This window comes from Cyanobacteria bacterium QS_8_64_29, assembly GCA_003022125.1.
In the GTDB taxonomy this organism is placed as follows: Bacteria; Cyanobacteriota; Cyanobacteriia; order Cyanobacteriales; family Rubidibacteraceae; genus QS-8-64-29.
Genome location: PXQH01000003.1, coordinates 1 through 12,082 on the forward strand (window position 1 = coordinate 1; position 12,082 = coordinate 12,082).

Here is a 12,082-nt window from a genome sequence, read left to right on the forward strand (position 1 = left end):
CAACCGCCGGTAGCCCTGCAGCCAAGCCAAGGTGCGTTCCACCACCCATCGATGCCGTCCCAGCCGCTGGGAAGACTCCACGCCACGCCGAGCGATCCGCGGTCGGATGCCGCGGCAGCGGCTCGATTTCGGCCCAGAGTTCGTTGGGTACGAGCGGTTTGGCCATGGCATAAACCGGAGCTCTCCCTCCTCATCCCTACCAGTTTTGTTAGGCACTCTTAACATCGTCGCCCGTTAACTTGGCTGCGCTGGCGGACGGTGCCGGTCCGACTGCCAGCGCAGTCCCCCCAACCAGCACTGCTACGAGCAGGGCTGTGGGGCATTTCGAGCGATGGAGATTGGCCATCCTTGATGGGCCTCGCTGCTATACGTTCTCACCTCTAGCTTACCTCCTTTATTAAGAAATCCAATCGCATGGGGATCGAAGCAGGTGTCGCGCTACAGCCTAGCGATCGCAGCTTTAAACAAACCATTGGTGCCAGCTACCTCAAGAAGGGAGTCTGCTCCAGCAAGCCGTGCAAGCACGCAGTCTGCCCTCTAAGTCACCATTATCAACCAGTTCTACCCGCCCGATGGCGCGGCGACCGGCCAGCTGTTGGACGAGCTGGCCGCCGGCCTGCACCGGCAGGGGCTACAGGTGCGCGTGCTGGCCAGCCAGCCTGCCTACGAGGCGCTGCAGGATCGGGCGCCGGCGCGGGAGCACGCTGGCCACGCCACCATCGAGTGCCTGCCCGTGCTGACCGCCTCGCGGCGCATCCGCAATCGCGCCCTCAACGGGCTGTTTTTTTGCCTGCGCTGCGTCCTGCGCTTGCTCCATCCGCGCGATCGCGGCGACGTGCTGCTGCTGACCACCGAGCCACCCTTCCTGCCGCCGCTGGGCTTGCTAACTCGGTTGCTGTTCGGGCAGCCCTACGTCTGCTTGATCTACGACGTGTACCCGGATGTGGCCCTCGCGCTGGGGGTGGTCTCGTGGCGCAACCCGGTGCCCCGAATCTGGCGCTGGCTCAACCGGCAGGTCTGGCGGCGAGCCAGTACCATCCTAGTGCTGAGTTCCAGCATGAAGGCACGCATCCTCGCTCAGTGCCCGGAGGTAGCCGAGCGCATCGAGGTCATCCACCACTGGGCCGATCCCGCTCGCATCGCCCCGCTGCCCAAAGCCGACAACTGGTTCGCCCGGGAGCACGGCCTGGTCGAGCCTTTTACCGTGCTGTACTCGGGCAATCTGGGGAGCTGCCACGATATCGAAACCATCCTGCAGGCCGCCTACGAGATGCAGGGCGAGCCCGTGCAGTTTGTCTTTATTGGGCACGGGACCAAATACGCAGGTTGCCGCGAGCGCACCCGGCAGTGGCAGCTGGACAACTGCTACTTTCTGCCCTACCAGGCGCGCGAGACCCTGCCCTATTCGCTCACGGCCTGCGATCTGGCCCTAGTCTCGCTGGCGGCAGGTTTGGAGGGGTCGGTCGCGCCCAGCAAGCTCTACAGCTTTTTAGCTGCCGGCCGCCCCGTGGCGGCCGTTTGCGAGCCCCACTCCTACCTGCGATCGCTGCTGCAGGATGCCCAGTGCGGCGCCGCCTTTGACAATGGCGATAGCACCGGCCTGGCCGACTACATCCGCGCCCTAGCCGCCGACCCAGCCCGCGCCGAGCGCTTGGGCCGAGCCAGCCGCCGCTACGCTCAAGCCCATTTCACCCTTGAAGCGGCAGCCTGGCAGTATGCCCGCATTTTGGCCCAGGCTGCCACGGCCAAGGCAGGCCGGGCCGCTCGCCTGCCCTAGGCGGAATAGCGGGCTGCCGCAGTCCTAGGAGCTAGCCGCAGGGGTCCCTTCGGCCGTCTTGCCCTGCCATTGCGCAATCCAGCGCGTCACCACGTGCGAGAGCACGCCCACCGGCCCGGCAAACAGGCACAGGGCAACGGAGTGGCGCGCCCAAATGCCGCTGCGCTGGCCCTGCCAGTAGACCCAGCGCCCCACAAACAAATCCATCACCAAAAAGTGCGCCCAGCCAGCGGCCGCCGCGCGCTCGTCGGCAAACAGCTCGGCCACCAACGACAGCGTGGGATTCGAGAGGGCCTGGGCAGTCTCGGCGTTGAGGGTGAGGGCAAAGAAATAGCCGTAGACGCCCACCAGCGGCAAAAAGGGCAGATCCGAAGCCATCACCGTTTGGGTGACCCGCCAGCGCGGCGCGATTAGCATCAGCGCCCAAAACGGCAGTACGAACAAATTGGCCAAGTCGAACAGCAGCTCTGCGCTCATCGCCACCTCCAACAGCACTACCCACTCCATCCTAGGGGCCGCCCGGCGAGCGTCTAGAATGGCCAGGCAGCTGAGCGGATCGAGAGAGCCAATGGCACAGCAGCGGGCGTTTTCAGGGGTGCAGCCCACCGGCAACTTGCACCTGGGCAACTACCTGGGCGCGATCTGCAACTGGGTGGAGCGGCAGCAAGCCTACGACAGCCTGTTTTGCATTGTGGATTTGCACGCCACCACCGTGCCGCGCGACCCGCAAACCCTGGCCGAGGAAACCTACGCCATTGCGGGGCTCTACCTGGCCTGCGGAATCGACCCCCAACAGGCCACCATTTTCGTCCAGTCCCACGTCCCGGCCCACAGCGAGCTTGCTTGGCTGTTCAATTGCATCACGCCCATCGGCTGGCTGGAGAGCATGGTGCAGTACAAAGAAAAAGCGCGCCGCCAGGGCGAGAACGTGGGCGCAGGGCTGCTGGACTACCCGGTGCTCATGGCCGCCGACATCCTGCTCTACGACACCGACATTGTCCCGGTGGGCGAGGACCAGCAGCAGCACCTGGAGCTTACCCGCGACATTGCCGCCCGCCTCAACGACAACTTTGCCGCCCCCGAAGCGCCGCTGCTGAAGCAACCCCAGCCGCTCATCGGCCAGCAAGGGGCCAAGATCATGAGTCTCACCGACGGCCGCAGCAAAATGTCCAAATCCGACCCCGCCGAGCAGAGCCGCATCAACCTGCTGGATCCGCCCGAGACCATCGAGCGCAAGGTCAAGCGCGCCAAAACCGATCCCACCCGCGGCCTGACCTTCGACGACCCCGAGCGGCCCGAGTGCCACAACCTGCTGACGCTCTACATGCTGCTCTCGGGACAGAGCAAAGCCCAGGTGGCCGATGAATGCCGCGAGATGGGGTGGGGCCAGTTCAAACCGCTGCTGGCCGATGCCGCCGTTGAGGCACTCGAGCCCATCCAGCGCGAGTACCACGCCCTGCGCCGCGATCGCGCCTACCTGGACTCGGTCCTGCGGGCCGGGCGCGAGCGCGCTGCTGCCACTGCCGAGCAGACCCTGGCGCGGGTCAAAGACGCCCTGGGCTATCTGCCCCCGCGCTAGCCGGCGCGGGTTCAGTCACCTTCCAGTGCCCGCCGCCCCTCCAGCGCGCGGGCGAGGGTTACCTCGTCGGCGTACTCCAAGTCCCCGCCCATGGGCAACCCAAACGCGATTTGGGTGATGCTAACAAACGGCCGCAGCAGCTGCGCCAGGTAGAGCGTGGTTGTATCCCCCTCAACGCTGGGGCTAATGGCCAGAATGACCTCCTCCACGTGAGACTTGCTGGCTCGCTCCACCAGCTCTTGGACGTGGAGCTGCTCGGGGTCGACGCCCTCCATGGGCGAGATGACACCGCCCAGGACGTGGTAGCGGCCGCGGTATTCGCGCGTTTTTTCTAGCGCGATGACATCGCGCGAGTCGGCTACCACGCACAGGGTGCTGTCGTCGCGCTCGGGGTCGCTGCACAGCTCGCAGGGGGACTGGGCCGATAGGTGAAAGCAGGTTTGGCACAGCCCCACTTGCTGCTTGGCCTCGACTAGGGCTTGCGAGAGGGCCTCCACCTCGCGATCGGGGCGCCGGATGAGGTGCAGCGCCAGCCGTTGGGCGCTTTTGGGCCCTACCCCCGGCAGGGTTTGCAGTTGCTCGATCAGCCGGGCGAGCGGGCGCGTGTAGCCGCCAGGGGATCCGCCGTCGCTTGCCGCTGCCATGCCTGCTGCCAAAAGCCCCAAACTGCGTTGCGCTTGCCCCCGTGCCGACCGGCATCGCCCGGAGCGGATATCCCATTCTAGGGCAAACGGCACCGCCAGGGGGCGGCGCTACATCCGCTCCAGCACGGGGATGCCCAGCAGCGACAGGCCTAGCTTGAGGGTGCGCGCGCTCAGATCCGCCAGAGCCAAGCGCGTGGTGTGGGCCGGTTCCGGGGCTTGCAGTACTGGGCAGCGATCGTAGAACTGGTTGAAGCGCTGGCTGAGCTCGTACAGGTACTGGCAGAGGCGGTTGGGCATGAGCTCGCGCTCCAGATCGCGCAGCACGTCGCTCAGTTGCAGGATGTGCTTGGCCAGCGCGATCTCGGCCTCGTCTTCTAGGGTCAGCTGCGGGGCCACCGCTAGCTGCTGGAGGTCGAGGTTGCCCTTGCGCGCGATGCCCTGAACCCGGACGTAGGCGTAGAGCATGTAGGGGGCCGTGTTGCCCTGCAGCGCTAGCATCTTGTCGTAGCTAAAGGCGTAGTCGCTGCTTCGGTTCTGGCGCAGGTCGGCGTATTTGACCGCCGCAATGCCCACGGTGCGCGCGACGCGATCGATAAATGCCTCGCTCTCCTGGCGCCCCTCGGCCTGCAGCCGTTGCTCCAGGTCGGCGCGGGCGCGGGCGATCGCCTCCTGCAGCAGGTCTTTGAGGCGCGGCGTCTCGCCCGAGCGAGTTTTGAGCTTTTTGCCGTCCTCGCCCAGCACTAGGCCGAAGGGCACGTGCTCCAGCGCCACGTCCTCGGGGACCCAGCCGGCGCGGCGCGCTACCTGGAACACCTGGGCGAAGTGATCCGATTGGCCGGCGTCGGTGACGTAGATCAGCCGCTGCGCCCCCTCCTGCTGGATGCGGTAGCGCAGGGCGGCCAGGTCGGTGGTGGCGTAGTTGTAGCCGCCGTTGGCCTTTTGCACGATCAGCGGCAGCGGCTCGCCGGCTTTGTTGCGAAAGCCTTCTAGGAACACGCACTGGGCGCCCCTATCCTCCTGCAGCAGCCCCTGCTCGGCCAGATCGGCCACTACCGAGGGCAACATCGCGTTGTAGAACGATTCGCCCCGCTCGGTGAGCGCCACATCCAGCAGGTCGTAGATGGCCTGGAACTCGCGGCGGGACTGCTCGCACAGCAACTCCCAGGCCCGCAGGCTGTCGCGATCGCCGGATTGGAGCTTGACCACTTCCTGGCGCGCGGCCTCGCGGAAGGCCTCATCACTGTCAAAGCGCTGCTTGGCCTGCTGGTAGAGCGCCACTAAATCGCCCAGCGCCAGCGTGTCGGCCTGCGCCAGCGCCTCGGGGTGCGCCTCGCGCAGGTAGGCAATCAGCATGCCGAACTGGGTGCCCCAGTCGCCCACGTGGTTGCGGCGCAGCACCTCGTGCCCGCGGAATTCCAGCACCCGCGCCAGGCAGTCGCCAATGATGGTGGAGCGCAGGTGGCCCACGTGCATCTCCTTGGCAATGTTGGGGCCGGAGAAATCCACCACCGTGCGCTGCGGTTCGGCCGCGCGCTCGGCGCCCAGATCCGGATCGGGCTGGATGGCTTGCAGCTGGCGCTGCAGGAACGCGGGCGCGAGCGTGAAGTTGATAAAGCCAGGCCCGGCAATCTCGGGCGGGTGGCACAGATCGCTCACCTCGAGCTGCTCGACGACCTGCTCGGCGATCGCGTGCGGCTTCTGCCCCAGCGGCTTGGCCAGCGACAGGGCCACGTTGGATTGGTAATCGCCGAATTTGGGGTCGCTAGCTGGCGCGACGCGCGGATCGGTGGCGGCCAGGTCTTGCCCAAACGCGGCCACCAGGGCATCGCTCACCCGCTGCTGCAGCTGCCCGATAATGGCCTGCATGGCCGCCCCCGCGCTCGGCAGCCCAACAATCTAGCACAGCGCCCGGAGCGCGGGTCCGCACCTAGCGATAACTAGGCCGACCGCCCGATATTAAGCGCTCGACTGCGAGGGCACCGTCCGGTTGAGCTTGCCGCTCTGGTACCCCTCCAAATCCAAGGTGACGTAGCGAAAGCCGTAGTCCTTAAACGCTGCCACCAGCGCATCCAAATCGGTCTGGCTGACAAAGCCAGGGATTTCCGCCGGCGGAATCTCGATGCGGGCCGTATCGCCGTGCGATCGCACCCGCAGGTGGCGCAACCCCAGCCGGTGCAGGTACACCTCCGCGCGCCCTACGCGCTGCAGCTTGGCCACTGTAATGGGCTCGCCGTAGGGAAAGCGCGAGCTCAGGCACGGCTGGGCGGGCTTATCCCAACAGGCCAGCCCCAGCTGCTGGGCGAGCTGGCGCACCTCGGCCTTGGTCAGGCCCACCTCGGCCAGCGGCGATCGCGACCCGCGCTCCTGGGCTGCCTGAATACCGGGGCGGTAATCTTGCCAATCGTCGGCGTTGACCCCGTCAATGGCGTAGGCGTAACCGCGTTCGCGCGCCAGGGGCCGGAGCGTGTCGTGGAGCTCGCTTTTGCAGAAGTAGCAGCGATCGACCGGGTTGGCGGTGTAGTTGGGATCGGCCATCTCCTGGGTGGCGATGGTCTCGTGCGCGATCCCCATGGCGGCAGCTCGCTCGCGCGCTTCTTCCAGTTCCTCGGGTAGCAGGGCCGGCGAGACCGCCGTGATGGCCAAGGCGCGATCACCCAGGGTCTGGCGCGCCACCCAGGCCACCAGCGCGCTATCGACACCGCCGGAATAGGCAATCAGCGCTCGCTCCATCCCAGCGAGCAGCTTCCGCAGTTGCGCGTGCTTGCGCTCGAGCACGATGTCACCCCGCTTCCCCCGTGGCGGCATGGGGCAAGTACAGCGTGAAGCGGCTGCCTTTGCCCTGCTGGGAATCCAGGGTAATATCGCCGCCATGTAGGCGCGCCAAGCGCCGCGCGAGCGACAGCCCCAACCCGGTTCCGCGCGCGCGGTCCTGCGATTGCCCTTGGCGAAACGGTTGGAAGACAGCTTCGCGCTCGCTCGGTGGGATGCCGATACCGGTATCGATGACGGCAAACGCGATCCACCCATGGGCGGGCGTGACTTCGATCGTTACCGAGCCGGCCGGCGTGTATTTGACGGCATTGGAGAGCAAGTTGACCAGGATTTGCTGGAGCCGCTTGCGATCGGCCCGGCAAGCAGTCGCGCGCGGATCGATCGCCAGCGGCAGCTGCAAGCCCTGGCTGTCAGCCCGGGCGCGCACCAGCGACAGGGCCTGCCGGCAGGCTTGCTCCACTGGGACAGTCTCCCACGCCAGCGTTGTCCGATCCGCCTCAAGCTTGGCAAACTCGATTAAGTCCTCTAGCAGCTGCAACAAGTACTCGCTGCTGTCCACCAGCGACTGAACGTACTGCCGCTGGCGCTCGGAGAGCGTGCCGCCCACCTGCTGCCGCAGCAGTTTTGCAAATCCAGTAACGTTGGTGAGCGGTTCGCGCAGCTCGTGGGCGAGGCCGGCAATAGATTCGCTCTGGGCTTGCTTGTCTTGGCGCGCGCGCTGCTGCTGCTGCGCCAGGGCCTGCATGCGCTCGGCATTCTGCAGCCGGACCGCCACAAGGGCTAGCAGCGGGGCCAGTTGCGCTAGCTGCTGGCGCTCGCTGGCGCTAAAGGGCCGCTCGTCGCTCAGCTGCTCCAGTACGAGCCCGCCCAATAAGCTGGACCCTAGAAACAGCGGGACGCTCAGGCGCGATCGCGCCCATGCCTTGCCTGGAGACGCCACCGGTGGAACGGCCCGAAACGGGCAGCCCTGCTGCCAGGAAGCCCGTTCCTGCGGCCAGAGTAGTTCCACACTAGCTGCGCATGGCGGCTCGGGGATGGTTGGGGCGGTCCAAGCCTGCAGCAAGCACGCCTGCGAGTCCGCCAGGCCCACCAGCCACACCCGATCCAGCGAGTAGCCCTCGCCAATCTGCGCCAAGCCCTGCTGCAGCGCGCCGGTCGGCTCGCAATCGGCACTCAGAGCAGCCAGTAGCTGCTCGAGTGAAGAAGTAGCGTGCCTGTATGGCAATGTTGGCGAGCGTACAATCGAAACAGCGGCCAATCGGGTACCTATTAGGCTAACGCGGGGCCGATTGCTGGCTCAAAACTCGCGCCGCCCCAAAATCGCGATCGCCAGCACTACTCCCGTATAGGCAACCCCGTAGAGGGCGTGCCCGGCCAGCTCGGGCGGCGGCGGCAGCAGCTCGTAGGCGGCTTCGTTGCGCCAGTTCAACCGCGATAGATCCGGCCAGGAGCAGGTACAGGGCTTGGCTGAGCGCGCGCGCGCCGGCACTATCGCTCAGCTCGCCCAACTCGAGCAAGTTGCGGCTGGCATGCCCCATGACGTACGCGCCCAGCGTCAGCAGCGCCGCCAGCAAGGAGCCGGCAAACGCGTCCAGCGCCAGGGCCACCGCCGCCAGCAGCGCTAGCTCCAAGACTAAAAAGGCCAGCGCCACGCTTAGGCTTCCCAGCGGATAGGCCACCCCCGCCAGGCTCAGTCCCCCGAAATACAGCAGCGCCATGGCGGCCACCAGCGCGATCGCCACGCTCACCAGGCCCCCATGCTTGCCCAGCACCAGCGCCGCGCGGCTGATGGGTTGGCTCAGCACCAGCAGCACGGTCCGGCGCTCGATGTCGCGGGCCATGACCTCAGCGCCGGTAAACGCCACCACCAGCGCGCTCAGCAGCCCGATGGCCCCCACGCCCACATCGATTAGAATTTTGTCGCCAGCGCCGACGGCAACCGGCGGCACGATCCGCAGCGCCAGCCCCCACAGCAGCGCAAACAGGCCGATGCAGTAGGGGAGGCGATCGCGCATCAGCCCCCGAAATTCTTTGGCCGCGATCGCGGCAATGCGCCTGGCTGGCATGCGCTGGCTCCGCTCGCCAGGCCCGAGCTTACCCGCCGGTGCCTGCCCAGGCGGCAGCGCCTGCTAAAACGGAGGCAGGCTCACCCAATCCCCATGGCATGAAAAACCGAGAGGTGGCCTACGTCCTCTGGCTGCTGTGCCTGACCTCGCTATGCGGGCTCCACCGCATCTATCTGGGGCGCTACGCCAGCGGCATTGTTTACTTGCTAACCTTGGGCTTGTTCGGCATCGGCCAGCTGATCGATCTGGTTCTCATTCCTGGCATGGTGCGCGAAGAGAACCTCAAGCAAAAGGCCCTACGCCAGGAAGCTGCCCAAGCCGGTATTTTGGAAGGCACGGCCAGCGAAGAGCGCCTGGAGGTGCGCATCCTGCGCGTCTGCCGCGATCGCGATGGGGCCACGGTCAGCGATTGCGCCATCGAAACCGCCGCGAGTCCCGCGCGCGTCAAGGAAGTCCTGGCGCAGCTCATGCGCGAGGAGGCCGTCACCGTGGACAATCGCGCCAGCGACGGCGCGGTGGTCTATCGCGCCATTTAGGGGGTGTGCTAGGCTGCGGCTCCTCTAGCGGATCGCAAAAGCGGCCATGACCGGAACGGGAATCGGCATCCGCACCGCCCAAGCGCGCGCCGAGCGCGAGGTGGGCCAAATTCACCTCTACGACGGCGAGGGCAAGGGTAAATCGCAGGCCGCGCTGGGGGTGGTGCTGCGCACCATCGGCCTGGGCATTGGTGCGGATGCGCCCGCGCGCGTGCTGCTGCTGCGGTTTTTGAAAGGCCCGGATCGCAGTTACGACGAGGACGCCGCGATCGCGGCGCTGCAGGCCGGGTTCCCCCACCTGATCGACCAGGTGCGCACCGGGCGCGCCGAGTACTTCGACCGCGACGGCATCACCGAGTTCGATCACGCCGAGGCCCAGCGCGGCTGGGACATTGCCAAAGGCGCGATCGCCTCGGGACTGTACTCAGTGGTGGTACTGGATGAGCTCAACCCGGTCCTGGATCTGGAGCTGCTGCCGGCGCCGGAGGTGCTGCGGACGCTGCGGCGCAAGCCCGAGGGGCTCGAGCTCATTGTGACTGGGCGCGGCGCCCCACCCAAAATGCGCGACCTGGCCGATCTGCACTCGGAGATGCAGTCCCACAGCGCCACGGATGTGGCCATTGAGGGCATCGAGCTCTACAGCGGGGCCGGCAAGGGCAAATCCACCAGTGCGCTGGGCAAGGCCCTGCAGGCGATCGGGCGCGGCATCCGCAGCGACAAATCGCACCGGGTGCTGATCGTGCAGTGGCTCAAAGGCGGCACCGGCTACACCGAGGATGCTGCCATTGCCGCGCTCAAGCACAGCTACCCCGATCTGGTGGACCACCAGCGCTGCGGCCGGGACGCCATCGTCTGGCGCGGGCAGCAGCAGGAGGTGGACTGCATTGAGGCCCGGCGCGGCTGGGAAATTGCCAAGGTGGGCATTGCCTCGGGCACCTACAAAACCGTCATTCTGGATGAGCTCAACCCCACCGTGGAGCTAGAGCTGCTGGGGCCCGACGGCGCCCAGGAAGTCACGCAGGCGCTGCTGCACAAGCCGCCCAACACCCAGGTCATCGTTACCGGGCGCTGCCGCGACGCGCTCCCGTATTTCAACTTGGCCAGCCTCTACTCCGAGATGGTGTGCCACAAGCACTACGCCGAGCGGGGCGTTGACCTCAAGCGGGGGGTTGATTACTAGCGCGCACCGCCCAGAGCGCGCCGGCGAGGCGGCCTAGCGTACAGACCCCCAGCGCCGCGAGGTTGACGCCGGCGTCCAGGGCGTACTGACCGCTGCCGAGGGCCAGGCCTGCCGGGAACAGCTCGGGGGCCGCCGTCAGCAGGATTCCCGCCAGCAGCCCCGGCCAGAAGGCCAGGTGGAAGCTGGCCGGCCCGCCGGGCAAAAAGCCCAGCAGCACGATGGGCGCCAGCCCCACCACCATGCTGCCGCTGAGGGTGGTCGCGGCAATGATGGCCGGGCCGATGCGATCACCCAGGTAGAGCGTCAGCAGCGGCAGGTTGCCCACCACCGCCATGGCGATGGCGATCCGCCGGGCGCGCCGCATGGGATCGGGCGCGCGGTGCCAGTCCAGCGCACCCAGCCGCCCCATGCTGGTCAGCGCCGAATCCAGCGTCGAGCCGGCACTGGTGACCATGATGCCGGTCACTAGCAAAAACAGCGGCAGGCCCAGCAGGCGCGCCACTGCCACCGCCGCCGAGCCATCCAGGCCATAGCTACGCGCGGCAATGCCCATCAAGCCAAAGACCACGATGATGGCACCGCCGATAGCGCCGGCGGCCCCAAACGCGCGCACCATGCGGCCGGGTGGGGTAATGAAGGCGCGATCGGTCAGCACCGGATCGTGGAACGGATAGCTCCAGATCTGCACGAACGCCAGCAGGGCAAAGGTCCAGCCGGCCGCCGAGTCCGCCGCGGCCACCTGGGGCCAACCCTGACCGTGCAGCGCCGGCGCGATCGCGCCCAGCACCAGCGCCAGCAGTACGCCCATCAGCACCATCTGCACGCCGTCGGTGAGCAGGCTGCCGCGCAGGCCGCTGCGCCAGGCGTAGGCGGTGGTGAAGGCGCTGAAAGCAGCGATCGCCAGCCAGTAGGTGGGGCTGCCCTCGGCCCCAAAAAACAGGCCTACCACCTTGGTATTAGACCAGATCTCGTTGAACAGCCGGATGGCCACGGCCAACAAGAACAGCTTGGCAGCGGCAGCGCCGTATTTGGCCGTCACAAACTGGCTCAGGGAGCGGTAGCCGCCGCGCGCGCGCAGCAGGTACAGCGCCACCCCGGCCACGACAAAGCTCAGGTAGTAGGTGCCGTAGCCCATGGCCCCTGCAATCCCAAACGCCTGCGACAGGTTGGCCACGTTCATTAGGGATTTGGCAAAGACCCAGCTGATGGTGGCGCTGGCCACCAGCGGCCAGAACTGGGGCGGCTCGCCGCTGCGGGAGGCGGCGGCAAAAAACCCCTGCGGCGTAACGCGGGCCGGGACCAGGCGCCACACCACCAGCGCGTAGACGGCGGCTAGGGCAAACAGCGCGTAGGGTTCCATGGCGAGCGCTAGACTTAAACGGCAGTTCTGTTGGGCATTAGTACTACAGTCGCGGTTTGGAGTCGGGCAGTCTAGCTCGGTAGTGACAGCGTCGCGCGACGGCTTGGTGATGGCGACGCCAATGAGACCAAAGCAGCGCCTGCTCGGCACTTTGCAACTTGGGCAGCA

10 protein-coding genes and 2 pseudogenes are annotated in these 12,082 nt (G+C 66.7%); 4 read left to right on the forward strand and 8 right to left on the reverse strand.

Annotated elements, in window-relative coordinates; genetic code table 11:
• Positions 1 to 120, reverse strand: a pseudogene (locus BRC58_01395) (IS5/IS1182 family transposase).
• A 475-nt stretch (positions 121 to 595) separates the two neighbouring features.
• Here BRC58_01395 and BRC58_01400 point away from each other — a divergent pair.
• A complete protein-coding gene (locus BRC58_01400) occupies positions 596 to 1,777 on the forward strand; it encodes a glycosyltransferase WbuB (GenBank protein ID PSP19308.1) in 1,182 nt (393 codons plus the stop codon).
• Positions 1,778 to 1,801: 24 nt separating this feature from the next.
• On the opposite strand, the gene BRC58_01405 is transcribed toward BRC58_01400, so the two are convergent.
• Positions 1,802 to 2,254: a DUF4281 domain-containing protein gene (locus BRC58_01405; protein PSP19317.1), complete on the reverse strand. Its 453-nt coding sequence runs from the start codon at positions 2,252 to 2,254 to the stop codon at positions 1,802 to 1,804.
• A gap of 91 nt (positions 2,255 to 2,345) precedes the next feature.
• Here BRC58_01405 and trpS point away from each other — a divergent pair, with 91 nt between their 5' ends.
• Complete coding sequence (gene trpS / locus BRC58_01410; protein PSP19309.1) at positions 2,346 to 3,356, forward strand: tryptophan--tRNA ligase; 1,011 nt, start codon at positions 2,346 to 2,348, stop codon at positions 3,354 to 3,356.
• Between the two features lie 11 nt (positions 3,357 to 3,367).
• Here the strand turns inward: trpS and BRC58_01415 are convergent, their stop codons facing one another.
• From BRC58_01415 to BRC58_01435, 5 genes and pseudogenes are all read right to left on the reverse strand, one after another.
• On the reverse strand, positions 3,368 to 4,000 hold the full coding sequence (locus BRC58_01415; protein PSP19310.1) for a recombination protein RecR: 633 nt from the start codon (positions 3,998 to 4,000) through the stop codon (positions 3,368 to 3,370).
• 108 nt (positions 4,001 to 4,108) lie between these two features.
• On the reverse strand, positions 4,109 to 5,866 hold the full coding sequence (locus BRC58_01420; GenBank protein ID PSP19311.1) for an arginine--tRNA ligase: 1,758 nt from the start codon (positions 5,864 to 5,866) through the stop codon (positions 4,109 to 4,111).
• A gap of 90 nt (positions 5,867 to 5,956) precedes the next feature.
• Positions 5,957 to 6,805: an ATP-dependent sacrificial sulfur transferase LarE gene (gene larE, locus BRC58_01425; protein PSP19312.1), complete on the reverse strand. Its 849-nt coding sequence runs from the start codon at positions 6,803 to 6,805 to the stop codon at positions 5,957 to 5,959.
• Complete coding sequence (locus tag BRC58_01430; GenBank protein ID PSP19313.1) at positions 6,780 to 7,907, reverse strand: histidine kinase; 1,128 nt, start codon at positions 7,905 to 7,907, stop codon at positions 6,780 to 6,782. Before BRC58_01430 ends, larE begins: the two co-directional genes overlap by 26 nt.
• A 162-nt stretch (positions 7,908 to 8,069) precedes the next feature.
• Positions 8,070 to 8,838 (reverse strand): annotated as a pseudogene (locus BRC58_01435) (ABC transporter permease).
• 98 nt (positions 8,839 to 8,936) lie between these two features.
• On the opposite strand from BRC58_01435, the gene BRC58_01440 reads away from it, so the two are divergent.
• Complete coding sequence (locus BRC58_01440; protein ID PSP19314.1) at positions 8,937 to 9,374, forward strand: TM2 domain-containing protein; 438 nt, start codon at positions 8,937 to 8,939, stop codon at positions 9,372 to 9,374.
• Positions 9,375 to 9,420: 46 nt separating this feature from the next.
• The gene (locus BRC58_01445; GenBank protein ID PSP19315.1) at positions 9,421 to 10,554 is read left to right on the forward strand and encodes an ATP--corrinoid adenosyltransferase; all 1,134 of its coding nucleotides are present in this window, start codon (positions 9,421 to 9,423) and stop codon (positions 10,552 to 10,554) included.
• On the opposite strand, the gene BRC58_01450 is transcribed toward BRC58_01445, so the two are convergent.
• Positions 10,532 to 11,914, reverse strand: a complete 1,383-nt coding sequence (locus tag BRC58_01450; GenBank protein ID PSP19316.1) for a Na+/proline symporter — start codon at positions 11,912 to 11,914, stop codon at positions 10,532 to 10,534. The two genes, BRC58_01445 and BRC58_01450, sit on opposite strands and share 23 nt — an antisense overlap.
• Positions 11,915 to 12,082: the final 168 nt, after the last annotated feature.

Excerpts from the sequence above, each read along its gene's own strand:
- BRC58_01405 (PSP19317.1), bottom strand. The coding sequence starts at position 2,254 with ATGAGCGCAGAGCTGCTGTTCGACTTGGCCAATTTGTTCGTACTGCCG.
- trpS (PSP19309.1), top strand. The coding sequence starts at position 2,346 with ATGGCACAGCAGCGGGCGTTTTCAGGGGTGCAGCCCACCGGCAACTTG.
- BRC58_01415 (PSP19310.1), bottom strand. The coding sequence starts at position 4,000 with ATGGCAGCGGCAAGCGACGGCGGATCCCCTGGCGGCTACACGCGCCCG.
- BRC58_01420 (PSP19311.1), bottom strand. The coding sequence starts at position 5,866 with ATGCAGGCCATTATCGGGCAGCTGCAGCAGCGGGTGAGCGATGCCCTG.
- larE (PSP19312.1), bottom strand. The coding sequence starts at position 6,805 with ATGCCGCCACGGGGGAAGCGGGGTGACATCGTGCTCGAGCGCAAGCAC.
- BRC58_01440 (PSP19314.1), top strand. The coding sequence starts at position 8,937 with ATGAAAAACCGAGAGGTGGCCTACGTCCTCTGGCTGCTGTGCCTGACC.
- BRC58_01445 (PSP19315.1), top strand. The coding sequence starts at position 9,421 with ATGACCGGAACGGGAATCGGCATCCGCACCGCCCAAGCGCGCGCCGAG.
- BRC58_01450 (PSP19316.1), bottom strand. The coding sequence starts at position 11,914 with ATGGAACCCTACGCGCTGTTTGCCCTAGCCGCCGTCTACGCGCTGGTG.